This window comes from Psychrobacter sp. HII-4 (assembly GCF_904846595.1).
GTDB classification, from domain to species: Bacteria; Pseudomonadota; Gammaproteobacteria; order Pseudomonadales; family Moraxellaceae; genus Psychrobacter; species Psychrobacter celer.
Genome location: NZ_CAJHBJ010000002.1, coordinates 90,183 through 115,046 on the forward strand (window position 1 = coordinate 90,183; position 24,864 = coordinate 115,046).

General features: G+C 49.3%; 20 protein-coding genes and 3 tRNA genes. 10 read left to right on the plus strand and 13 right to left on the minus strand.

The genetic code is table 11. The features are described from left to right. Positions 1-68: 68 nt before the first annotated feature. The 7 genes from JMX98_RS02085 to JMX98_RS02115 form a co-directional block, all read right to left on the minus strand. Positions 69-1,109, minus strand: a complete 1,041-nt coding sequence (locus JMX98_RS02085) for a hypothetical protein (protein ID WP_201584234.1) — start codon at positions 1,107-1,109, stop codon at positions 69-71. Positions 1,110-1,347: 238 nt separating this feature from the next. Beyond that, positions 1,348-2,271 (minus strand): AraC family transcriptional regulator, encoded by a 924-nt coding sequence (locus JMX98_RS02090; RefSeq protein ID WP_201584236.1) that lies wholly within the window; start codon positions 2,269-2,271, stop codon positions 1,348-1,350. A 403-nt stretch (positions 2,272-2,674) separates the two neighbouring features. Continuing rightward, positions 2,675-2,750, minus strand: a tRNA-His gene (locus tag JMX98_RS02095). Between the two features lie 38 nt (positions 2,751-2,788). Further along, positions 2,789-2,865, minus strand: a tRNA-Arg gene (locus JMX98_RS02100). Between the two features lie 104 nt (positions 2,866-2,969). Beyond that, a tRNA-Pro gene (locus JMX98_RS02105) sits at positions 2,970-3,046 on the minus strand. A gap of 259 nt (positions 3,047-3,305) precedes the next feature. Continuing rightward, on the minus strand, positions 3,306-4,841 hold the full coding sequence (locus JMX98_RS02110) for an McrC family protein (RefSeq protein ID WP_201584238.1): 1,536 nt from the start codon (positions 4,839-4,841) through the stop codon (positions 3,306-3,308). Continuing rightward, entirely contained in the window at positions 4,841-6,313 is a 1,473-nt protein-coding gene (locus JMX98_RS02115) for an McrB family protein (protein ID WP_201584240.1), read from the minus strand. Before JMX98_RS02115 ends, JMX98_RS02110 begins: the two co-directional genes overlap by 1 nt. A gap of 280 nt (positions 6,314-6,593) precedes the next feature. Between JMX98_RS02115 and JMX98_RS02120 the strand changes: the two genes are divergently transcribed. Continuing rightward, positions 6,594-7,376, plus strand: coding sequence for a DUF4442 domain-containing protein (locus JMX98_RS02120; RefSeq protein ID WP_201584243.1), 783 nt, complete (start codon positions 6,594-6,596; stop codon positions 7,374-7,376). Between the two features lie 42 nt (positions 7,377-7,418). Continuing rightward, the gene (locus JMX98_RS02125) at positions 7,419-7,913 is read left to right on the plus strand and encodes a RidA family protein (RefSeq protein WP_201584245.1); all 495 of its coding nucleotides are present in this window, start codon (positions 7,419-7,421) and stop codon (positions 7,911-7,913) included. Between the two features lie 143 nt (positions 7,914-8,056). On the opposite strand, the gene gspE is transcribed toward JMX98_RS02125, so the two are convergent. After that, complete coding sequence (gspE, locus tag JMX98_RS02130) at positions 8,057-9,604, minus strand: type II secretion system ATPase GspE (RefSeq protein WP_201584248.1); 1,548 nt, start codon at positions 9,602-9,604, stop codon at positions 8,057-8,059. 429 nt (positions 9,605-10,033) lie between these two features. Between gspE and JMX98_RS02135 the strand changes: the two genes are divergently transcribed. Both JMX98_RS02135 and JMX98_RS02140 read left to right on the plus strand, forming a co-directional pair. After that, positions 10,034-10,852: a thiazole synthase gene (locus JMX98_RS02135; RefSeq protein WP_105244705.1), complete on the plus strand. Its 819-nt coding sequence runs from the start codon at positions 10,034-10,036 to the stop codon at positions 10,850-10,852. Between the two features lie 98 nt (positions 10,853-10,950). Continuing rightward, positions 10,951-12,390, plus strand: a complete 1,440-nt coding sequence (locus JMX98_RS02140; protein ID WP_105244704.1) for a WS/DGAT/MGAT family O-acyltransferase — start codon at positions 10,951-10,953, stop codon at positions 12,388-12,390. 37 nt (positions 12,391-12,427) lie between these two features. Here the strand turns inward: JMX98_RS02140 and JMX98_RS02145 are convergent, their stop codons facing one another. After that, positions 12,428-13,255 (minus strand): inositol monophosphatase family protein, encoded by an 828-nt coding sequence (locus tag JMX98_RS02145; RefSeq protein ID WP_075101811.1) that lies wholly within the window; start codon positions 13,253-13,255, stop codon positions 12,428-12,430. A gap of 269 nt (positions 13,256-13,524) precedes the next feature. After that, on the minus strand, positions 13,525-15,558 hold the full coding sequence (dxs, locus tag JMX98_RS02150) for a 1-deoxy-D-xylulose-5-phosphate synthase (protein ID WP_201584251.1): 2,034 nt from the start codon (positions 15,556-15,558) through the stop codon (positions 13,525-13,527). 465 nt (positions 15,559-16,023) lie between these two features. Here dxs and ribA point away from each other — a divergent pair, with 465 nt between their 5' ends. The 3 genes from ribA to JMX98_RS02165 all read left to right on the plus strand — a co-directional run bounded on the left by ribA (position 16,024) and on the right by JMX98_RS02165 (position 18,615). Then, complete coding sequence (gene ribA, locus JMX98_RS02155; RefSeq protein ID WP_201584254.1) at positions 16,024-16,710, plus strand: GTP cyclohydrolase II; 687 nt, start codon at positions 16,024-16,026, stop codon at positions 16,708-16,710. 7 nt (positions 16,711-16,717) lie between these two features. Continuing rightward, entirely contained in the window at positions 16,718-17,752 is a 1,035-nt protein-coding gene (gene hemF, locus JMX98_RS02160; RefSeq protein WP_201584257.1) for an oxygen-dependent coproporphyrinogen oxidase, read from the plus strand. Positions 17,753-18,144: 392 nt separating this feature from the next. Continuing rightward, a complete protein-coding gene (locus tag JMX98_RS02165) occupies positions 18,145-18,615 on the plus strand; it encodes a c-type cytochrome (protein WP_201584260.1) in 471 nt (156 codons plus the stop codon). A gap of 118 nt (positions 18,616-18,733) precedes the next feature. Here JMX98_RS02165 and JMX98_RS02170 read toward each other — a convergent pair whose 3' ends face one another. From JMX98_RS02170 to JMX98_RS02180, 3 genes are all read right to left on the minus strand, one after another. After that, complete coding sequence (locus JMX98_RS02170; protein ID WP_201584263.1) at positions 18,734-19,690, minus strand: mechanosensitive ion channel family protein; 957 nt, start codon at positions 19,688-19,690, stop codon at positions 18,734-18,736. 77 nt (positions 19,691-19,767) lie between these two features. Beyond that, entirely contained in the window at positions 19,768-20,346 is a 579-nt protein-coding gene (gene gloA, locus JMX98_RS02175; protein ID WP_201584266.1) for a lactoylglutathione lyase, read from the minus strand. Between the two features lie 190 nt (positions 20,347-20,536). Beyond that, positions 20,537-21,175, minus strand: a complete 639-nt coding sequence (locus tag JMX98_RS02180) for a carbonic anhydrase (protein ID WP_201584269.1) — start codon at positions 21,173-21,175, stop codon at positions 20,537-20,539. A gap of 652 nt (positions 21,176-21,827) precedes the next feature. Between JMX98_RS02180 and potA the strand changes: the two genes are divergently transcribed. From potA to potC, 3 genes are read left to right on the plus strand one after another with little or no spacing between them, the layout of a single operon-like run. Further along, positions 21,828-23,135, plus strand: coding sequence for a spermidine/putrescine ABC transporter ATP-binding protein PotA (potA, locus tag JMX98_RS02185; protein ID WP_201584273.1), 1,308 nt, complete (start codon positions 21,828-21,830; stop codon positions 23,133-23,135). Continuing rightward, a complete protein-coding gene (gene potB / locus JMX98_RS02190; protein ID WP_201584277.1) occupies positions 23,135-24,013 on the plus strand; it encodes a spermidine/putrescine ABC transporter permease PotB in 879 nt (292 codons plus the stop codon). The genes potA and potB overlap by 1 nt, the downstream gene beginning before the upstream one ends. Beyond that, positions 24,013-24,813, plus strand: a complete 801-nt coding sequence (potC, locus tag JMX98_RS02195) for a spermidine/putrescine ABC transporter permease PotC (RefSeq protein WP_201584280.1) — start codon at positions 24,013-24,015, stop codon at positions 24,811-24,813. The genes potB and potC overlap by 1 nt, the downstream gene beginning before the upstream one ends. Positions 24,814-24,864 lie beyond the last annotated feature (51 nt).

Sequence of the window (24,864 nt, forward strand, 5' to 3'; positions counted from 1 at the left end):
ATCCTAAGAAGATCAAATAGAGTGAGTGATAAAATAGCGCTCAAAACCTTAGGGTATGGCTTTGTCGCCTAAAACAGCGGTGTGGAGTCGTTGCTATCCGGCATCAGCCCTTGGAGGAGCAAGACATCTAAATGCTGCTGTTGAAGCTTTTTATCAAAGTCATTGACCTCAGCGATCAGCATTCTCTCGATGCGTTTGTCACTGGCAAACACGCTCAGCCGTGCACAGATGACGGCCAATTGATAAATGCGTTTTTTGCAATAGCCGTCTAGCCCTTGTAGCAGCCGCACCATATGCGGTGTCTCTAAACTGGCGTATTCATAATCCGCCACCACCTCGGGCGCAAGCGCCGTGACGCTATAGCTAATGGACAGATGCGCGCAAAAATAACAACTAAATAAATAGCCGACTACATGGCCGATATAATAGCCTCTATCGTAAGTAAAACTACTCACCCCAAAGTGCCCAAGCACATAGCTATTGAGGCTGCCTTGATCAAAGATAGGCTTGGTGTTTTTGAGCTTACCGATCGTGGCATAGCACAACGGATTACGGCCATCTTGAGTGGTCAGCTGCCACCCTGCTGGCTGCTGCGCGGGCATGTGGCGGACGATATCAGCGATGATGTCGTCGACCACATGTAGCTGCTGCCAAAGGCGCTCAAGCCCATTGGTATCCATCAGCCCGCGTTTATCAAGCTGCTGCGCCAGTAAATATTGCTGGTATTCTACAAACTGTGATTTGAGCGTTTGTACCAAATAAGTCGGACGGGTATTGGCAGGAGCCATATACAAGAGCCGTGTACGCTCATGCTGAGCACGGTACAAGGCCAGACGCTGGACGGCAACGCTGTCCTTATCGGTAGAAGCATCAGTTTGCACCTGTGGTGTGACTGTATGCGCCGTGTCCACAGCGCTATCAACCGTAAACAAGGCCAACAGTGCCGCCTTATCAAAGACCACAGCGCTGTCATCCTCCTGAGTGTCTGTCATGGAATATTGCGCATCACTGACAGTGCCTTGAGGCGCATTACTTGGTTTGTTGCCATTGGCTTCGATAGCGGATTGGCTACCGGCTTGGGCGTTTGGCTTTGCGGTTGGTTCAGTCATAACATACCATCTGCAGCAAAATGAAACATCACCTAGATCTGACTATATGCCTGCTTTATAAGGAAATATAGCACGCTTGTCACAAGCGCTGGCGTCCAGATGACTCAATGTTCCATAGTACCTGAACATCGACGTATTGTCAGCCGTCCATCAGCAAAATACCCACCGCCGCACGCGGCTTAAAATACCTAGACTAAACAAAATACCTAGCCAGATAAACGCGGAATCACGTCATGCGCTAACCGTGATACTGCTGGCGATAGGCTTTGGGCGAGACGCCGTAAACGCGCTTGAATGCTTGGCTAAAGGTCGAATCCGACGCATAGCCGACCAGCTCACTGATACGGCTGATGCTGTTTTGTTGCAACCGCAAGTAGCGCGCTGCCAAACGCAAGCGATAATCAATCAGATACGTTAGCGGCGGCATACCGACTATGTCTTTAAAGCGCTGCGCAAAGCTTGAGCGCGACATCCCCGCGACCTCTGCCAGCTTATGTATCGTCCAGCTTTTGCTTGGAGCTTCATGCATGGCGGCCAAGGCTTTGGTCAAAAACGGATCTTTCATGGCCTTTAGCCAATTCTCAGTGGCTTCAGGCAGGCTTTCGATATAGACGCGCAAACACTCAATCATCATGATACTCGCCCAGTGATTGATGACTGCAGTCTTACCCATACGCTCGCGCTCAGCTTCCAAGGTCAGCAGCTTAATCTCCACATCAATGACCTCAAACCTGCCATCGGACTCTTCATTGATTTCGGGCAAAATCGATGGCAGGACAGACAATAAAGGCCGTATCATCTCTTTGTCATACTTACACTCAATCAAAATCAGAGACGAATGAGACTCGCCGTCACCTTTGACATCTAGCGTCTGCGCTTTGCAGCTATTGAGCATCTCATCTAGCGGCTGGGCGGCATCACCATCATACGCTAGCGCATAGCTTGTGTGCTGATGGGTATTGGGAATCATGATAATATCGCCTGCATGTACCTCTCGTCGATCATTGCCAACATCGATACAAAAACTGCCAGACATCACCAAGTAAAATAAAATAGTGTCTTTTCTCGTCAATGAATAAGACCAATTACCGACGCAATTTAGCCGATAGTATTTGGTTTCAAACAAATGCACATTTTGTAGCAATACGCTTAGAGCGTCCATCTGTCGTTCCTCAGTGATTATGAGCAGTGTCCAAACCTAGCAAAATAAACTATCTCATAGAGATGACACAAGTCAAATATCCGCTCGTGGACTCTGGTTAAAAATATACATACGTTAGACACATAGACCAAACTCGAGGCGCGCCAGTACTGCCCGCACTTATGTGTTTGGCAAATGGCACCTAAATCAAACGATAGAATGACAAATGTGAGCGCCAAGCATCAGATCGCGGTATAAACACGCAGGCACAAAAAAACGCCGGCCAAAACCAGTGTCATTATTTATGAGCATCAAAAGATAAATATAAAGAGTGACGACAGGGAAGTCTGATAAAGAAACAGAAAAAAGGTGCAGCAATAGAGCCAAAGCGGATGCTGACAGATAAAGAGAGGAAAAGAAAAATTGGGGCGACTGATGGGACTCGAACCCACGACAACCGAGATCACAACCCGGGGCTCTACCAACTGAGCTACAACCGCCATAATATGGCCAAGGAAGGCAAGATGTGCAGGCTAAATGGCGCGCCTGGCAGGATTCGAACCTGCGACCACCTACTTAGAAGGCAGGTGCTCTATCCAACTGAGCTACAGGCGCTCTTAAGGGCTTTTTATATATCTGATTAAGATTACAATACTATTGTAGTATAAACTCAATCATTATACATAAAAAAAAGCCTGTAAGGCTCTTAAATAAATAGATGGTCGGAGTGATAGGATTCGAACCTACGACCCTCTGGTCCCAAACCAGATGCGCTACCAAACTGCGCCACACTCCGATATTTCTATTTTTACGATAGTTTTGTCAAGTAACTTGTCGTTGGCAAGGCCGCTAACTTGTTAATGTTCATCGCTATCGAGGTGCACATATTAAGGGGTAAAGCCGATTGTGTCAACACCTATTTTTGATAAATTTAAAAGAATTATTAAATTACCGCAAAAACGCATGTTTTTATAAAAAAGGCCACAATCAACGCCTTAATATCCGTTAATATCGATAATACCTACTCATCGACAGGGGCATTATACTATATTTTCTCAAGGAAACAAGTCACTGCCCTTATTTATCGTGCCTGTGTTGACGTTAAAGGGTATTAGCCATAGCGTGGCATGATCTGGCACCTTGCTGGCGAGCGCTTCTGTGATAGGCAGCTGGCGAAGCCTCGTCGGTTGCCGCGTGTCATCTTGTACAGGATACACCAGCCAAGCCTGCGGCGCTTGATAAGCCTGCGCATAGCTGGCCAATTGATAAGCATCGCTGGGGCTGATAGCAGCAGCATTTGCTAGCGCTTTCCATTTGATATCGATTACATGACTATAGCAGCGTGCCGTGTTAGTGACCGTCTTTGCCTTGTGATGCGTATGAATTGAGTTGTCATTGTCATTATCATTGTCAGGCGGCGTTTGATAGATCAACAAATCAGGGCGGATAGACAAACAAGCTCGCCCCTCCTCGTCATTTAACCAAACCCGCTGCGCCTGAAACAGCGGCTGATATCTCGTACTGACGCGCCGAAACAGGGCGGCAATACGTAAGCTGGCCCACTGCTCAAAGGCTTGGTTCATATCTAGCAGCAGGCACAAACGTAGTGATGATGGCCGCTGTGTTGTTACAGGTGGCGCGATACCATTTGCCCCAGCGACACTCGACTGGCGCAGTAGCCAATACGCCATCTCTAATAGCTGCTGCGCACCTTGCACGGCGGCCACGCGCAGTGGTTGCATAGCAAGCTGGCGTTTGGCTTGCTGATAGACCGTCGCCAACTGCGTCAGCTCATGAGCATGTAGCGCCGAGACCCGCTGCCATGTCGTCGACAACTGAGCGCCGATGCGACGAAAACGCACGGAGGTCTGTAGTAATGGGCCAAGTTGCTCTAAAGCACTTTTGATCAGCCGATTGGCTAGCATCTCTTGGCTGAGCACACTGCGCTCACACACGAACTTATGAGGCTGCAGCAGGTTGCGCTGCAGTTGCTCTTTTATCACGAGGCGACCTTGCAATGAGGTTTGGTTATCGATTTGTGTTTGATAGTGCTTGGTGGGTGAGTGCTGCGTCAGTCCTTGCAAAAACTGCTGAATGAGCCAATCTGACAATGGCAAAGCGTTGATCGGTAAGGGTGCAGCGTGGCGACCAAACTGCCCAAGGTGTTTGCTATTTGGCAGTGTCTGCGGTGATGAGTCGTTGCTGGCGATCAAATCTGCCAGCATCCCCTGCACCCAAAGCCGAGTGCGGCTGATAGCGCTTTTCTGCTCTGATGGCGACTGACGCTGAGGCGGTGTATTTGTCGCTGCCATCCGTTTGGGTAATATCTCAAGCACCATGCTACTTGGCAGGTGCATAATACCGATATAGTGACCAACCTGAAGCTGCCACTGGCCCCGCTTGCGCTTGATGCCAAATACCGCAAACTCTTGCGCCAGTAGCCACTCAAAATCAGTCACGTACGCAAAGTCGCGCGCGGTCAGCCGCTGATGCTCAAACACTGTCATAATGCCTGTCTGAGAAGCAGCTGGCCGCCGCAGCTCAGGATTACCAGCGGTATGAAGGTTGCTATCGTTATGGAGCACAGTCATCAGTATAACCGCTGATAGATAGCCGCCTGCGCAAACGCGCCTGCACCTGCTATAAGATCTGCATTTATCCTATAGCGCCCTGCCCCTAGAGCCGAGTGCGGCTGACCAAAAAACGAATCATGGCCCAAATAGCCAGCAGCGCTGTCGTTTTGAGTCGCCGTCTGTGTAGGCCGGCTACCTGCCAGCAGCGCTTGGCTGTCTTGTATAAACTGCATCGCTAGCGGCTGCTCGTCATCTTGAAAGATATATTGTAGCACCGCCACTTGCCCACCTGCAGCTTGCGCTAATTGTGGAATGATTTGCTCGGCCAGTGCGCGTTGTAAGTGCTCCAGACTCTCTATCGCCCATAAAAACGCATGGCCCAACTGCGCTTCGCTGCCAAGCGTTTGCGTGATGCGCTGATTGAGGCCGCTGAGTAGTTTGCCGAGCGCTATCGTGGCAGCAGACTCAGCGCGGTCTGCGCTGTGGCCTGTCTCGATACTTGGTAGCAGCTCAGGCTGTGGCGGACAATCGACAAATCGGAAGCGCCGACGCAGCGCCATATCTAGCGGGGCTAAAGAATGATCTTGCGTGTTCATGGTGGCATAAATATCGACATTGGCCGGAATACTAAAAGTACGGCCAGAATACGCCAGCTTTACCGTCATCGCATTGGCCATGCCAGTGCGTTTATCTGGCTCAATTAAGCTTAGCAGCTCACCAAAGACCCGTGATACGTTGGCACGGTTGATCTCATCGATCAGCATAGCATAGCGCTGTTTGGGGTCGCGAGCGGCGCGCTGACACAACAACAAAAACGCGCCATCTTGAATGCCATACTGCATCTGTCGGCCTTCGGCATTGGTGGCAGTATTGGCAGATGTCATAACGGGGCGAATCCCTTCGACAAACTCTTCATAGCCGTAGGCTTGGTGAAAGCTCACCATACTAAAGCGCTGCTGGCTAAAGGCTTGCTGGCGCGCGCTATTGTCGTGCTGCGCTTGCTCAAATTCGGCTAGCTGCTGTGATAAACCCTCTAGCAAGTCGATGCTATCAGGCAGCAAATACCACGCACCGCTCTCATCCTTATCAAAATACGCTTGACTAGCGCGGTTATCACAGCTGACCGTCCGCGAGTCAGCAGGACTGTGGCGACGCAGCGCCAACCAAGCGGTGCTGCTTAAGTTTTTGTCGCGGGCATTTTTGGCCGCCTTTACCACAAAAAAAGGATGGGCGACAATCTCTGGTACTTTTAGTAAGTCCTGCTGCGACTTGCGCATCTGCAAAAATATCAAGCACAGCACCTCGCGCCAGCTCAATTTCTGTAACAGCTGGGCCAATAGCGCCTCATCATCTGCGGTGGGCAGATCGTCGGTGTATTGCTGGGCGATTTGTAGCAATCGATAAGTCTTACCGGTACCAGCGACGCCCGTGTAGATGATATTGACTGGTTGGTGAGAGCGGCTTGGTTGAGTGAGCAAGACATCAGACATAACATTATCCAGCAGAGCAAAAGTGTATAAACATGAAACAAGCAATAGGCGGGCTGATTATAACAAGGAAAATGGCGACGTTAGGGCGGTCTGCTCGTTACCTTACTATCATTTTGTAAGCGCAGCAGTTCATGCTAATAATAGTAGGCAGAACGCGGTTAATGTACCATAGTAGTGGTGACGACTTGGCAGCTAATAGGCGCTTCGTCGTTATTGATGAGGTTTCATCATACGCAATGTCACCTTTAACCTATCTATATACTATATAAAGGATTTTTGTATGTCAGGATTATTAAAAAAACTCCCTACCAAGCTGACCAATAAATTGCCAGCCAAAGTAGCTGACAGCACAAGATCGCCAGTCGAACCACCAAACAGCACGCTCAAGCCCGTCAGTAACCAATTTACCAAGCTATTGTCAGTGACCAAATACTTACCGGCCAGCGCCCGCTCCAGTATTTTATCCAAGGCTTTTGGTAAAGTAGTGCCCTATGTCGGCACCACGGGCGTCTACTATGAGACGGTTGAGCCAAACCAAGTGGCGGTCAGCTTAAACAACACCAAAGCCGTGCAAAACCATATCGGCTCTATCCACGCCGTTGCCATCACCCTACTGGCCGAAACAGCCACGGGGTTTATTTTGGGTCTGAACCTGCCCTCTGACCGTATCCTGCTGATTAAATCTTACTCGGTAGATTTTTATCGCCCCATCAAAAAAGGTCAGATCGCCGCTATCGCCACCTTGTCGGATGAGCAGCGCTTGACCATCCTCAATACCCCAAAAGGCGAGATGGTCATCCCTTGCGTCATTCATGATCGCGAGTCTGATAGCGAGCGCGACCCTATCGTGGTCGAGATGAGATGGGCTTGGATACCCAAGTCAGAGCTAGAAGCCAGACGTCAAGGCAAAGCGAATGCGCAAACAGCAGCAGGTGATGACGCAGCATTGGCAGGTGCGCTTGACGACCAGACCAATGACGCTCAACCCGCTTCACAACTAAACGATACACCCTCTGCACAAGACTTGTCTGCCGCCACTACAGATATGGCCAAAAGCACATAGATTGCGTGATCAAATCAAAAAACCAACAACAAGGAGACAATGATGTCCAAACTTATCCATACATTGACAGCCCCTTTATCTAAGGTACTACTAGCCAGCGCCTGCGCGTTGGGGCTTAGCATGACAGCCACGGCCGCTCCAGCAAATGCCAGCCAACATGCCACACTTAGCAAATCCAGCCCTGTATTTTTGGGAGAAGGTGGCAGCTATCCTTTTTCTGAAGCGGTGCGGGTCGGCGATACACTATATATGTCAGGCCAGATCGGCTTTAAAGACGGCAAGCTGGTCAAAGGCGGCGTCAAAGCCGAAACCAAGCAAGCGCTAGACAACATTCACGCCACGCTCCTAAAGTATGGCTACCAAAAGTCAGATGTGGTCAAATGCATGGCGATGCTGACCGACATGGATGACTTTGCTGACTTTAATGACGTCTACAAAGCCACGATGGCCAAGCCTTATCCGGTGCGCTCAGCCTTTGGCGTCTCAGAGCTGGCGGCGGGCGCAAGCGTCGAGGTTGAATGTATCGCTGTCAAATAATCGCGGTGTTCACTATTGCGGTATTCACTATCAATGTGCCACTGCATACCAGTCATTACCAATAGAGCACGACCAAATAACTGGCTTTGATAGTCAGTTATTTTTTTGCCGTTTATATGCTAGGCATCCTTATAAACCGCCTATCAATTTAAAAGCGGTTCATCATTTAGCGCGCTTTCTTTGGTCACGCGCAGCACTTCCTCTAACGTCGTCCGACCTGCTATCACTTTGTGCAGTCCATCAGCGCGAATCGACGATGTTTTTTGGCGAGCGTAGGCTTCTAGCTCATACTCAGCGGTGTTGCTATGAATCATACGGCGCAGCGTATCATCGATGGGCACCACCTCATATATGGCAGTACGACCTTTAAAGCCTGTCTGGTTACATTTGTCGCAGCCGACGGGTTTGGGGAGTTTGATAAAGGTGTCTGTCGCTTGTGCGCCTGATGGCCCCGATGTCAGATCAATCTCGGTAAATAGCTTGGCCTGCTCACTATCTGCAGCTTGCCAGCCATGACAGTGCGGGCACAAGGTGCGCACCAAACGCTGGGCGACGACCCCTATCAGTGATGACGATAATAAAAATGGCTCAACCCCCATGTCTTGTAAGCGGGTGACAGCCCCTATAGCGGTGTTGGTATGTAGCGTCGATAATACCAAATGTCCGGTAAGCGATGCCTGTACAGCAATTTCTGCGGTTTCTAAATCGCGAATCTCACCGACCATCACCACGTCTGGATCTTGTCGTAACATCGCGCGCAGACTCTTGGCAAAGGTCATATCGACTTTATTATTCACCTGCGTCTGGCCGATGCCATCGAGCTGAAATTCTATCGGGTCCTCAGCGGTCAAGATATTGCGAGTCTGATCATTTAGGTCAGTCAATGCCGAGTATAAAGTAGTGGTCTTACCAGACCCTGTCGGCCCAGTCACCAAGATGATACCGTGCGGGCGATGGATAAGGCGCTTAAGCTCACTATAGTCGCTGTCAGACAAACCCAGATAGGTCATGTTTAAGCGGCCTGCTTGCTTATCGAGCAGTCGCATCACCACCCGCTCGCCAAAACTAGAGGGCAGCGTCGACACCCGCACATCGACCTCACGCCCTGCTAGACGCAAGCTGATACGGCCATCCTGTGGTACGCGTTTTTCGGCTATATCGAGTTTGGCCATCACCTTAATACGCGAGACCAAGAGCGGCGCTAACTGACGTTTTGGGCTAATGATTTCTTTTAGCTCGCCATCGACGCGAAAACGCACGACCAAGCGTTTTTCAAAGGTTTCGATATGAATATCAGACGCATTGAGACGGATGGCCTCGGACAGTAGCGCGTTAATCAGGCGGATGATGGGGGCATCGTCTTGCTGATCCATCAGGTCTTCTGTCTCAGGCACGCTATCTGCCAAGCTATCGAGATCCGGATGGTCTTCAAGTCCTGCAGCAATGTGCTGTGACTCGCCCGTATTGCCTGCATAAGCGGCGTTTAGGCGTTTTTCAAACTCATCGGCGCTGACACTGTCATAGGTTGGCACACCGCGTACACCTTGCTGGTGTAAAAACCGCACCGCTTCATTAATCGCCGATAGCGGTGTGGCCTTGGTCAGTACCAGCGTCGCCGGCAGCTCAGGGTCTATCGCAAGGATGACCAAAACCTGATGGCGTTTGGCAAAACTATAAGGCAATTGCATCATAAAAACGACCTGATAACTAAGAATAACTGCGGTATGAGCAGCAGATGATGACAGCAGAGGTATGGGTAAATCGACTCTCTCTAAAATGGCATAGCTCTCTTGACTATATAGCATAGCGCGATAGCGCGGCTCAGCGCCGCACCGCCTTAGTCCAAAAAGACTGACTGTAAACCTGCATGAGTTTGGTATAATAGCATTTTGTGTCAGATGCGTATTAGTTTATCTGCAAGACGCGCGCCCCTATCGCTTGGTGTCAATTGCGCCATCTAACGCGCCAAGTACACAGAGGATTTTTATTTTGTCGATAGTGCGCTATTATCAGTTTGAGACTTGTCTGATAAGCGGTGCACGTTTGCACTAAGACACACCCTTTCATATTTGATGTCTATTTATTAGGCCATCTTTCCGCCCGTTATTAGGATTTGAGTTATGTCAGAAAACGCCCATCCCACTCCCACGCCGCTACTATCAGACACCTTTAACGTCGGTAGTCGTACCTTTTCTTCTCGGTTATTGGTCGGGACGGGGAAATATAAAGACATGGCGCAGACAGGTGAGGCCATCGGCGCGTCGGAGGCAGAGATTGTCACCGTCGCCATTCGCCGTACCAATATTGGGCAAAATAACGATGAGCCCAATTTGCTCGACGTCATCTCTCCAGACAAATATACTATTTTGCCAAATACTGCTGGTTGTTTTGATGCCGAAACGGCGGTTCGTACCTGTAAGCTTGCTCGCGAGCTGCTCGGCGGGCACAATCTGGTCAAGCTTGAGGTGTTGGGCGATGAAAAAACCCTCTACCCTAACGTCATGGAAACGTTAAAAGCGGCCAAAGTCTTGATAGACGATGGGTTTGAGGTGATGGTATATACATCTGATGATCCTATCGTCGCCCAAGAGCTTGAGAGTATGGGCTGCGTGGCGATTATGCCGCTCGGTAGCTTGATTGGCTCTGGACTTGGCCTGCTCAATCGCCATACCCTCAGCCTAATCATCGAAAACGCCAACGTACCCGTCTTGGTCGATGCAGGCGTCGGCACCGCTTCGGATGCAGCGATTGCCATGGAGCTTGGCTGCGATGGGGTCTTGATGAACTCTGCCATTGCCAATGCGCAAAACCCAGTCTTGATGGCACAAGCCATGAAGCACGCTATCTGGGCTGGGCGTGAGGCGTTTTTGGCGGGCCGTATGCCGATGCGCAAAATGGCAGCCGCCAGCTCGCCGCAGACAGGCTACTTTTTTCAGTAAGCGCTTTTGCTAGTAGCTCAGCGGACACCTGATCGTGTGGCGCCAGATACGACGCCACCATCATGGGTCTTTTTTCCAACATCATAAAAGGATTTATTATGCGACTTCTCACCGCAGTCGATCAATTATTTTTACTTCTTGAGTCGCGTAAACAGCCCATGCACGTTGGCGGCTTATTTTTATTTGAATTACCAAAAGCGGCGGATAGCGATTTTGTCTATCAGTTGGTAAAACAAATGCAAGAATCCGACGTGCCGCCAAGCTTTCCTTTTAACCAAGTGCTAGAGCATCTGATCTTCTGGAAAAAAGACAAAAACTTCGATGTGGAGCATCATCTGCATCATGTCGCGCTGCCAAACCCTGCGCGGATTCGCGAGTTGCTGATGTATGTGTCAAGGGAGCACGGACGGCTGCTAGATCGCGCCATGCCGCTATGGGAATGCCACGTGATAGAAGGCATCCAGCCCGAAACTGAGGGCGGTGCTGAGCGATTTGCGCTGTATTTTAAAATCCATCACTCATTGGTCGATGGTATTGCAGCCATGCGTTTGGTACAAAAATCCCTATCGCAGTCCGCCACCGAGCCTGTCACCCTACCTGTGTGGTCACTGATGGCGCGCCACCGCAACCAAGTCAACGCCATACTGCCCAAAGAGCGCTCCGTGCGGCGCATTATCAAAGAGCAAATCTCTACCATCAAGCCGGTGTTTACTGAGCTGCTGGACAACCTCAAAAACCATGGCGACGAAGGCTATGTCGGCACCTTTGATGCACCGATGAGCATCTTAAACAAACGTATCTCCGCCTCTCGTCGTATCGCTGCGCAGTCTTATGATATCGAACGCTTTAACGATATCGCCGCCCGCCTAAAAATCAGCAAAAACGATGTGGTACTTGCCGTCTGTTCAGGGGCCATTCGTCGTTATTTGCTCGCCATGGATGCCCTACCCAGCAAGCCATTGATCGCTTTTGTCCCGATGTCGCTACGTACTGATAATAGCGTCTCAGGTAATCAGCTATCGTTTGTCCTAGCAAACCTCGGCACGCATCTTGATGACCCACTACGCCGCATCGAGCTTATTCACCGCAGCATGAATAACGGCAAACGCCGCTTTCGCCGTATGAATCAAGCCCAAGTGATCAATTACAGCGTGATTGCGTATGCGTGGGAAGGCATCAATCTGGCAACGGGCTTATTCCCCAAAAAACAAGCCTTTAACCTGATTATCTCCAATGTGCCCGGCTCAACCAAACCCTTATACTGGAATGGCGCAAAGCTACAGTCGCTATACCCTGCCTCTATCGTCTTTAATGGTCAAGCGATGAACATCACGCTCGCCAGCTATCTCGATAGAATTGAGTTTGGCATCACTGCCTGTAGTAAGGCGCTACCGCATATACAAGATATGCTGATACTGATCGAAGAAGAGCTGGATTTGCTAGAGGCTACCAGCAAAGAGCTTGAGTTTCAAGGCATCACGGTCAAGGACAAGCGTGATGACCAAAACCCTAAGCACATAAAAAAGCTGGCACCATAATGGTACCAGCTTTTAAGATTTGATCGTTGACGGCGGCTTAAAACACATCGCCCCAAGTCGGTACCACCACTTGCATCAATGGCTTGAGCAGCTTGACGTTACAAGCAAAGATAGAGCCTGATGTCATCGAGTTGTGCGCGCCAGTATGATCGACGACCACGCCGCGTGCTTCGGTGACAATCAGCTCACCAGCAGCAATATCCCACGGCTTGATAGACATCTCAAAATAACCATCAAAACGACCTGCCGCCACATAGCACAGATCCAGCGCAGCTGAACCTAAACGGCGAACTTGTCCGCCAGCTTCAGAGATTTTTTGTAGGCTTTCAAAGTGCTGCTTGGCATAAGAGATGACTTCGCCATTGCGTTTGCGCTCAAGCGGATGACCGGTGGTAAACAGCCCACCGTCGATGACTTTACGCTCACTGACATTGATACGGCGTTGGTTGAGACGCGCGCCTTTGCCGCGGCTGGCAGAAAACATCTCGTCACGCACAGGATCATAAATCACGCCGTGCTCGGTCACACCTTTATACTGCACGGCAATAGAGACACAAAACTGCGGCACGCCATGGACAAAGTTTTTGGTGCCGTCCAGTGGATCGATAATCCAGCACCAGTCGGCATCTTCGCCGCGGCCTTCTTGCATACCAAACTCTTCACCCAAAAACGAATGGTTTGGGTAGCTGGCTTTTAGTGTCTCAATCGTCAGCTCTTCACTAAAACGATCAATACGGGTGACCAGTCCATCAAGCCCTTTTGACTCGATATCTAGCTCGATTTTGTGACGGTTTTGATGCGCGTATAAAATCTCTTTACCGACTTTTTCAGCAGCACGTGCTGCGATGACGACCATGGGTTCCATAGATAACCTATTTGCTTGATGAATGAATACTACTTAAGAGATAACACTGATAAAATGTACAAAAAATAAAGCCGACTTAAAACTAAGTCCTATCAACCTAACAAAAACCCTAGCCGCCAAGCAAACCAAATAAATGATTGCTAGTCGTTGCACCGCCCAAGTTGTCAAATAATTCACACCTACGGCAAGTAGGCGAGGTTTAAGCAAAAAACCTATAAGCTTTATTTTTTACTCTGCTATTTTAGCAATTTTTTATGAATGATAGGGTTTTATTTTAGCAGTTGCTTGAGCTGACTGACCACACCTGCAACATCCAGACCACAGTCGGCCATTTGCTCTGCGGGTGCGCCGTGCGCGATAAAACGATCCGGAATACCGATATTGCAAATGGCTGGGCGATGGTGCTTAAAGGTCGCCGACTCATTGAGCAAGTATTCATTGACTGCACTGCCCGCGCCGCCCATCAGCATGTGCTCCTCTAGGGTGGCGATATGGGTGATGCCGTTTGCCAGTATCTCTTCTAACAATACGGTATCTAGTGGCTTCACCCAGCGCATATTGACCACATGTACCTGACAGTGCAACTGCTGAGCGATATCTTGGGCGGCCGAATCAGCGGCGGCGACCATGCTACCAAACGCCAGTAGCGCCAGCTTGAGGGGGGCGTCATCTCGTCCTACTACCGACTCAATCATCGCCTTACCGATGTAATAGGTCTGCGCGGGGCGCTCGATGGCAGCACCTGTACCGACGCCGCGCGGATAACGAACAGCCGTACAGCCTTGATACTCATAGCAAGTATTTAATAAATGGTAGCACTCGTTTTCATCTTTTGGCGCAGCGATTAGCATGTTGGGTACGCAGCGTAAAAAAGCAAAATCAAACACCCCCGCATGGGTCGCGCCGTCCTCGCCCACCAATCCTGCGCGATCGATGGCAAACGTGACATCAAGATCTTGCAAAGCCACATCATGAATCAACTGATCGTAGCCGCGCTGCAAAAACGTCGAGTATATCGCCACGATGGGTTTGACGCCTTGCGTTGCCATACCAGCAGCCAGTGTGACGGCATGCTGCTCAGCAATCGCCACATCAAAAAACCGCTCTGGGAACTGACGGGCAAAGTCGGTCATGCCTGAGCCTTCTTCCATCGCTGGCGTAATGGCGAGCAATTTGTCATCTTCATGCGCTTTGTCACACAAAAACTGGCCAAATACTTGCGAGTACTTTAGCGCAGGCTGCGATTTTTTAGCAGCAGGCGGCGTATCATGCGGCTGCTCATCTAATAGCTTACCAATGGCATGATAGCCAACTGGGTCTAGCTCTGCAGGCGCAAAGCCTTTGCCTTTCGTGGTATAGACATGTACCAGCACGGGGCCTTTGACTTGTTTTGCTAATGACAAGACGCGCAGTAGCTCAGGTATATTGTGACCATCAAAGGGGCCAAAGTAGGTAAAGCCAATGGCTTTGAATAAATTGTCCTCGAGCTGCGGCACATCGCGCATCTCTTTGTGGCGTTTGCGCCGATCAAACCCCTGCATGTCAGGGCGCTGACAGACGATAGGCTGGCCGGTATCAGAAATATCTACTTGATACCCCGACTCCCATAGCATGGCCAAATGCCGCGAAAACCCGCCAATCGAGCAAGATATCGACATGTCATTGTCATTTAAAATCACCAACAAGTCGGCATCTTGCTGCACCGCGTCGTTCATGGCTTCAAACGCCATGCCGCCTGTCATCGCCCCATCGCCGATGATACAAGCGACTGTCTGCGGCAGCCCCTGATACCGCAGCGCCAGACTCATGCCGAGACCCGCTGAGATGGAGGTCGATGAATGACCAACACCAAAGGTATCGTACACAGACTCAGCGCGCTCAGGAAACGCGGTCAACCCATCTTTTGCACGGATACTGCCCAGCTGATCGCGGCGACCCGTCAGCACTTTATGAGCGTAGGCTTGATGCCCCACATCCCAAACGATTTGATCGTGCGGCGCATCTAGCAAGTAATGCAGGACAATGGTCAGCTCGACCACGCCTAGGTTGGCACCAAAGTGTCCGCCACTTTGACCGGCCGAATACAACAAAAAAAGGCGCAGCTCATCGGCTAACGCAATCAGCTGAGCGCTACTAAAGGCATTTAAATCAGCAGGCGTATCGATACTATCGAGCAGCGGCGTCTGCGGGCGCACACGTGGGATCGCCGTATAAGTCTGCTGCAGACTGGGCAGCTGAACCGCAGACGTAGTGGCTGACGCAGATACGGACTGAGACTGTGGGGAATAAGGTGACTGCTGCATAAACCGTACGATACCTACCAATCTGCTGACAAAACGTGCTTTAGGGTATAAAAAAAAAGATAGCCAAGCGACGTCAATAATATCTACATCATTATTGATGTAACAAGCCATATAGTTATTTATGTAACGCCGGCATAAAGTTCATCATGCGGCGTCTCACAGCAAGCACGCGAGCATAATATATAGCGCGGCGCGGCTTGGGATGAGTATTATGCCTTATTATCAGACATCAATACCGAATGTTCGTGACGACATAGTAATGTAAGGGTAAAGACTTGTCACTGTATCCGTCAAAATAGTATGGCATAATAGCATTTTTTTTTAATTGTCGCTTTAATCATCGTGCGCCGTCTGTGAACTTTGTGTGTTTTTACCATAAAGCGCAAAACCATGCTATCGTCATGAGCAGGTGATCGCGTTTTTACAGACTCTACTGCCACCACCACCGGCTTATGCAGGACAGTAATGTCATATCAATTTATTACCAGTGCCAAACTACCGACTCGTCATGGCGAGTTTGATATTCATGTTTTTGAAAACGACGACGGCCAAGAGCATGTGATGCTGACCGTTGGTCTGGCTGCGTGTGAGCAAGTAGCGGCTGATGAGACGGCAGACAACACCCACGTGCCGAGCACAGCGCATGCAGCCTCAGAGCCGCCGGTGCCCTTGGTACGTATCCATTCTGAATGCCTTACTGGCGATGCCTTTAGCTCACTAAAATGTGACTGTGGCCCGCAGCTCAATACCGCCATGCAAGCCATCCAAGAGGCAGGCTGCGGCGCTATTTTGTACTTGCGCCAAGAGGGCCGCGGTATTGGCCTGACCAACAAAATCCGCGCCTATGCCCTACAAGACCAGGGCCATGATACGCTAGATGCCAATTTAATGTTAGGCTTACCTGCTGATGCGCGCATTTATGATATGTGTGGCCCCATGCTCGCCCATGTCGGCGTCGATGCGGTACGGCTCATCACCAACAACCCAGATAAAGTCGCCTATTTGACCGAACACGGTGTCAATGTGGTGGAGCGTGTGCCTCTGCTGGTGGGTGTCAACGATATGAATGCGGATTACCTCGCCACCAAACGCGACCGCATGGGGCATTTGCTCGACAAAGACTTTAATACTGCCATACACCTAAATAAATAGATATGTTATGAGTATTCCAGATACAGCTAATACCAATATAGACCAAAACGTCATAGACAAAAACGGCGCTCAGGCACAAGCAGATGCGGTAAACCCTGCCATACCAAACGATAACGACGTCGCTCGCGTCCGCGCGTTTTTGGTCGATTTGCAAGCACGTATTTGCCAAGCGCTCGAAGTACAAGAGCGTGACGGCGGCGGTAATGCCACCTTTGTCCCCGATGATTGGCAGCGCCCAGAAGGCGGCGGCGGCCGCTCTTGTGTCTTAGCGGACGGTGAGGTGATCGAAAAAGCAGGCGTGATGTTTAGCCACATTCACGTGCACAACCTGCCAGCCTCAGCGACCGCGCGCCATCCTAATATTGCTGGTCGCCGTGCACAAGCCATGGGCGTGTCCCTCGTCGTTCATCCCAAAAACCCAAACGTCCCTACCAGCCATGCAAACGTGCGCTTATTCGTCGCCGAAGCAGAAGGCGAAGCGCCGATTTGGTGGTTTGGTGGCGGATTTGATTTGACACCGTTTTATCCTGTGCTAGCGGACTGCGTCCACTGGCATCAGGTCTGCCATGATTTGTGCGCGCCGTTTGGCGACAGCGTTTATCCTGACTTCAAACAGTGGTGCGATGAGTATTTTCATCTGCGTCATCGCAATGAGCAGCGCGGCATTGGCGGGTTGTTTTATGACGATGTCAATACCGAGAGCCGCGGCTGGGACTTTGAGACGTGTTTTGACTTTATGAAAGCAGTAGGCAATGGCTATCTTGATGGTATTTTGCCTATTTTTGAGCAGCGTAAAGCCGCCCCTTATACCGACGAGCAGCGTCAGTTTCAGCTGTATCGGCGCGGCCGCTATGTCGAGTACAACCTCGTCTATGATCGCGGCACTCTCTTTGGGCTACAAAGTAATGGCCGCATCGAGTCTATCTTAGTGAGTATGCCGCCGCTTGCCAGCTGGCATTACCGCTTTGAGCCAGAGCCTGGCTCGCCTGAGTTTGAGCTGACAGATTATTATTTGAAGCCGCGTGATTGGTTGACTTTATAGCTTTTGACGATACAATGAACGCTACTTTTACCGACAAGTGTTTTATACACTACTTATGGTACAGTTTATAGCGCGATGCTATTGACAGTAGATATGGTAATCAGCAATATCGTCCGCTATACGTGAAGACTCACTTTTAGGTCAGCTTTTATAGCTGACCTTTATCGTTACAGACCCTTTATCACCGATCAATTACACAAATACTCTACACAACTCATCGCTGCACCCTATATATTTAGGGCAATAAGTATAAAAAAATAAGGGTGCTTTTATCATACTTTTAATTTGTACTACTTTTTAGTTGAGAATCACCCTTTAACAACAGCCACTATTTAGGCAAAGCATGAGATAATGCGCCTAACTTAATAGCCATTAAATAAGGAAGTTTGCATATGCTATCCCTTCACCGCAAAACCCCAATAAAATCTATCTTTGGCATCGCTTTGATGTCTGCTGCTCTAGGCCTAACTGCTTGTAGCACCTCTGTGGACCCTGATGTCAAAGCACGTCAAGACAGCATGAAAAGCTGGGGCGATGCGATGGGCATCATGGGCGATATGGCTGAAGCCCCTGACACCTTTGATGCAGAGATCTTTAAAGAGCAGGCTGCGTTTTTGGCAGAAGATGCCGCCACGCCTTGGAGCCATTTTGAAAACCAAGAAGCCGCAGGTAACGCAACTGAAGCGGTATGGTCAAATGCCGACGGCTTTCGCGCAGAAGCAGAAAAATTCCAACAAGCAACATCTGAGCTAAATGCTGCCGCCCAAACCGCTACTAGCATAGATGATGTCATGCCAGCGTTTGGTCAAGTGGGCCAAAGCTGCAAATCTTGCCACACTGACTTTAGAGTCAAAAACGACTAAGTCCAGAGCAACATCCGTCAAAACCACCTGACACAAAAAACTGCCTTATCTGCTGATTTGGCGGTTTTTTTGTTTGCTATAGGTTTTTTGGTTGCTATATATAAAAGTAGCAATCGGCTTACTTTGCCGCTTGCTGATCGGTAGCAGGGGCTTGCTGCACCTGCATTTTATCCACAATAGCACTGACAGACGGGTCGCTTAAATCTATGGTACGTATTGGGAACGGAATATTGACCCCTGCCGCATCCAGTGCTGTCTTGATCTCGACGATGACTTGATGAATGGAAGCGACTTTATTGGCCTGCGTGCCCTCTTCGATAAACCAGCGTACCGTCAGATCGATAGACGAGCCGCCAAATCCAGTGGCAATCACGCTAGGCTGCGCTTTCGTCGAGACGCTATCGGCCTTATCTAACGCACGTAAAATCTCCGCTTTGGCTTCTTCAATATCATCCTTATAGCCGATACCGACCTCTACCTGCAAGCGGCGCTGCTTATAGGCAGTATTGACCGTCAACGCCGAGGTGTAAAGGTCTGAGTTGGGAATGACCACTTGCCGGCCATCATAGGTTCTAATCGTCGTTGCACGAATCTTAATGTCTTCAACGGTGCCTTCGTAGTCCCCTGAGACGATTTGATCACCGATACGAAACGGTTCTGAGATCAGCAATAAAATACCAGATAATAAGTTTTGGAAGATGTCTTTGAAGGCAAAACCAATCGCCACCGAACCAATACCCAGCGCGCCGATTAATTTGGCTGGTGTAAATCCTGGAATAGCAACAACCATAGCGATCATAAAGCCAATAAACAGAATAAGCGCCCCACCTATGCGCTGAAACACCTTCACCAAGTTTTGATGACGCACGCGCGCGCCTAAGGTTTTATGCACGACTTTTTTGAAAATAATCGACAACAGCCAAAAAATCCCCAACACAATGAGCGCCGCCACAAAATATGGAATGCGCTCAATAAAGCCACTTGCTAAGTCTTGCGTGGTATAGACCACTTGTTGATAGACGGTCACACCATCGGTTAGCGTGTTCGATAGGCGGCTCACGTCAGGGGTGGGCATAAAGGGTTGCTCCTATTGCTGTCTTAGCGCGTGTTTAAATGAATAAATAAATGAACATCTCACTACTGTTTTGCCAGTTATGACATCAAATCAGCTTGTACGATTTCAATCCAGTAGCCATCAACATCTTTGATAAAGGCAATGTTCTTCATACTGCCATCTTCCGGACGTTTTTTAAATTCGACATTGTTTTTGTCAAACCAAGCAACCGCGTCTGTCAAATTTGGCACACTAAAACAAATGTGTCCAAAGCCTTGAGGGTCTTGGTTGCCATCATGATAGCTAAAGTCAGCTTTTGTCTCAGTGCCATAATTATGGGTCAGCTCTAAGATACCGCGCTGACGGAAAGCAAAAATTTCTAAGTCATCACCAGCTGGCAAGTTGTCGCGCTCACTCTCAGTTAGCTTCGCCAAGAAGTACAGATCAAATTCCATATCAGGGAATTTTTTGACCGCCAACAACGTCATACCCAACACGCCAGTATAAAACGCCAATGACTTGGCAGGATCTTTGACGCGTAGCATGGTGTGGTTAAACGTAAAACCTGTCGTTTGCGTAGAGATTGACTGCACACCATCTGCACTGATACTGCTCGCAGGCTGTGCGATGGTCGCTGCATCATCAAGAGAGGTTGAGCTAGACGCTGAATGAGACATAACAATCCTAATATAAAATTAATATAAAAAACAAATGAATCAGCAAGCGAATCACAGCATGGCGATGCGCTTGCTACTTTTATGATAATCAAAAATGCACCAATCTATGATAGGGTTTTGTAAACAAAAAGCGCACCGCTCTGGTGTGAGGGCCGCTTTCGTCAAGTGAGTACAAAACCCCAAGCACAGATCAGTCTTCTAAAAACCGTACCTTACCGGTTTCTAAGTCGTACTCTGCCCCAACGATGAGCAGCTTACCACTCGTCGTCAAGTCCTCTAGGGCTCGGGAGCCATGTTTGAGCTGACTGACAGACATACGCACGTTGGCACTGATAGAGCGATCTAGCAGCTCATCGGCATCGACGTCTTGACCATTGGCAGTCGCCAGCTCGTGCAAATTGTAAACACTTGGACGAATACGATCGACGATAGACTGTAGGTTTGGCGTGTAGTTTTGCTCAGGGTTGATGAGCGCTTCTACGCAAGCGGTCACCGCGCCGCAGTGTGAGTGGCCGAGCACCACCACCAGCTTGGTACCAAATTTTTCGGCAGCAAACTCAATCGAGCCAATCTGTGACGGTGCGACGACATTTCCTGCCACCCGAATCACAAACAAATCCCCTAACCCTTGGTCAAAGACAATCTCAACCGGTACGCGCGCATCTGAGCAGCCCAAGATAATCGCCAACGGGTCTTGATCACTGATAAGCTCTGGACGCCTCTGCATCGCAGGATCTGGGTTGGTGAGGCTGTCAACGTAACGGGCGTTACCTTCTTTTAAAAGCTCAAGCGCTTCTTGACCGGTTTTGGGGCGTATGTCGTTAGGCATGAGAAATCCTTTTTTTTTCGAATGTTAAATGATAGATGGCTGCTCATATATCGCGGATAAAGAAGATGCTGGATATATAGACCAAAAGACGGCCAATGGCAACGAGGTCATGCCGCGCATTTCGGTGTCAGCCATGACATGATTGTATAGGAACACCGACAAAAAAATGCTAAAAACTTTTGTTTTAATGTCGTTAATATCGCTAAAAACGCCACGACCACTATCCCAAAGGCCCTTATGCTCATGGTGAAATACAACCCATTCGACATAAAACTGGCACGTTGTATATCAACATGCTTTATGCCAGCAGGACGGCACCTAGTTTCAGTAGATTAACCACACAAAAGCCGCGCTTAGGATAATACAATCTGCTCAAAAGAAAAATGCCCAAGCACATAAACGCCTTACTATTATACTACCGCAAAAACCATATACCGAGCGCTATCGCCATCCGCGCCATTCGCGCCATCCGATTTGGCTTGCGGGTATGACTCGCGTAACTGATAACGAAGTTGCACTGATTTATAGTAAGGGTTTGTTATAATACGCAGCAACCAGACCATGCTCATGCCAGCCCTTGTCGTGTCTTATACTAAAAAAGTACGGATATTAAAAAAGGTACGGACAGGTAAGAAGCTTAGGAAACAGATTTATGACCCAATCTTTAGCAAACACACATACCAACCCTGCGTCACCAGACAATGTACTGCTACAACTGACTGGCCTACAAAAAACCTACGATCAAACTGAGGTCTTAAAAGACATCAACCTTGATATCCAGCATGGTGAGTTTTTGACCCTGCTTGGGCCGTCTGGTTGCGGCAAAACTACCTTGCTGCGTCTGATTGCAGGGTTTGAGCAACCAAGCGTTGGTAAGATTCAACTCGATGGTATGCAAATGGCAGGTTTGCCCGCTGATAAACGTCCGGTCAATACTGTATTTCAGCAGTACGCTTTATTTCTGCATATGACAGTTGCGCAAAACGTCGCTTATGGCCTAAAGATTAAAAAAGTGCCTAAGGCGGAGATACAAACCCGCGTGCGTGAGATGTTAGCTATGGTGCAGATGGAGCATCTAGCCAATCGCCGTCCGCAAGATCTGTCTGGTGGCCAGCAACAGCGCGTCGCTATTGCCCGCGCCGTTATCAATCGCCCTAAACTATTATTACTTGATGAACCACTCTCCGCCCTCGATCACAAACTGCGCTTGCAGATGCAATCAGAGCTCAAACGCCTGCAGCGCGAGCTTGGCATCACCTTTGTGTTTGTGACTCATGATCAAGAAGAGGCGCTGTCTATGTCGGATCGTATCGCGGTGATGAAAGACGGTAGATTCCAACAAATCGGCACGCCAATCGAGATCTATGAAACCCCTGCCAATTTATTCACCGCCAAGTTCATCGGCGAGGCCAATCTCTTTGAAGCAAAAGTACACGGCGTCTATCCTGATCAGCCTGATCGCAATGGCCAGATCACCAATGGCCGTATCGAAGTTGAGGTCTGTGAAGCGCAGGATCATACAACTGATGCCCCTCATCTACGCAATCTGCGCCGTCCTGATTTTGCCAATGCCGTGCAAGTCGGTGATAGGGTCAACCTCCTACTACGACCTGAGGATCTGCGGATTTATGATCCTAAAGATGAGACGCATACAGGCTTACTAGGCCGTGTGATTGAAAGCAATTATAAAGGTAGCACGCTTGATTCGATCATTGAGCTTGAAAACGGTCATATCATTAAAGCCTCAGAGTTCTTCGATGAAGAAGATCCAAGCTTTGATTACAAAATGCATGAGGCGGTAAAAGTGTCTTGGGTCGATGGTTGGGAGTGGCTATTACCAAATGACACCTCTACTAGCGATGGTACGGCTGATGACGCGGCTTTCAATCATGCAGCCGCTGAAGCGGTGACCGCCGATACTATGAGAGGCTCTAACGCTATGCAAAAGGATATGGACTAATGGCGGGTAGTAGCTTGACTAGTAAAGGCGCTTTTCGCACGGTTACCTTATGGCTGATATGGGGCTGGCTGCTGATATTTGCGCTACTGCCCAATATCTTAGTCATTGCGGTCAGTTTTTTGACACGCGATACGAGCAATTTTATCAGCTTACCTGTCACTATTGACAGCTATCTACGCTTGCTTGACCCGCTGTATTTTGAGGTGTTTGCCCATTCGTTATGGATGGCGGGTATTACTACTGTGCTGTGCTTATTACTCGGTTATCCGTTTGCTTGGCTGGTCTCTCGTGTTCATCTGCGCTGGCAGCCTTTGCTTATGCTGCTGCTGATATTACCGTTTTGGACCAACTCCTTAGTGCGGGTCTATGCGCTCAAGTTGCTACTAGCGACGAATGGCCTTATTAATAAGGCACTACTTGCCATCGGTATCATCGACGCGCCTATCGATATTTTGTACACGCAAGGCGCGGTGATAGCAGGCCTGACGTATTTACTATTCCCGTTTATGGTACTGCCACTATATGCGGTCTTTACCGATTTGCGTCATGATATGCTGCTGGCCTCGCAAGATTTGGGTGCGTCTAAAACCCAGACTTTTTGGCACGTGGTGCTGCCACTGACCACGCCTGGGATTATCTCAGGCGTGCTCCTGGTGCTGCTGCCTGCGATGGGGATGTTTTATGTGGCAGACGTGCTGGGCGGCTCGCGTAACCTGCTCGTTGGCAATATCATCAAAAACCAGTTTTTGGACGCGCGTGATTGGCCCTTTGGGGCGGCAGCAAGCGTGCTATTGACACTGGCGATGGCCGTGCTATTGCTGGCTTATCGTGCCAGTAGCCGCCGCATTGGTAAGACTGATTTTAATGAGGTGGCCTAATGCCTGATAACCAACGCCACATCAAACCGCCAAGCCTCGGCAGTATCGCGGCCAAAGGCTATCTTGGCCTGATTTATGCTTTGCTATATCTGCCCATCATCGTCTTGGTGGTGATGTCATTTAATAAATCAAAAATCGGCTACAACTGGGGCGGCTTTAGCCTCAAATGGTATGAGTCGCTATTCAACAACCAAGCGATGCTCGATGCTTTTTGGCACTCTATCGTCTTAGGACTCATCGCAGCGACTGTCTCTACTTTGATTGGTACTTTGACCGCTATGGCGCTACATCGCTATGATTTTCGCGGTAAAGGGCTATTAAATGGCCTATTGTTTGTACTAATGATGTCGCCTGAGATTGTCTTGGCTATCTCACTACTGGCACTATTTTTATTGATAGGATTACAGCTAGGTTTTGTCTCTTTACTGATAGCGCATATCACTTTTTGCCTGCCCTTTGTGGTTATCACCGTGTTTGCGCGTTTGAGCAGCTTAGATGAGCGGCTAATGGAGGCAGCGCGCGATTTGGGCGCATCTGAGTCGACGATGATACGTACGGTACTGATTCCGGTGATTATGCCAGCGGTAATGGCAGGTTGGTTGCTTGCCTTTACTTTATCACTCGATGATGTGGTGGTGTCGACCTTTGTGACTGGCCCTAGCTATGAGATTTTGCCGCTGCGGATTTATTCGATGGTACGCGTCGGCCTCAAACCTGAGGTCAACGCCATCGGCACGTTGCTACTGGCGGCCTCTTTGGTACTGGTCGTCATCTCACAGTTATTATTGCGGCGACGCTAGGCGTTGAAGGCTAGCTAATGACAGGCATTTGATAAAAATATTTGAGTGGAA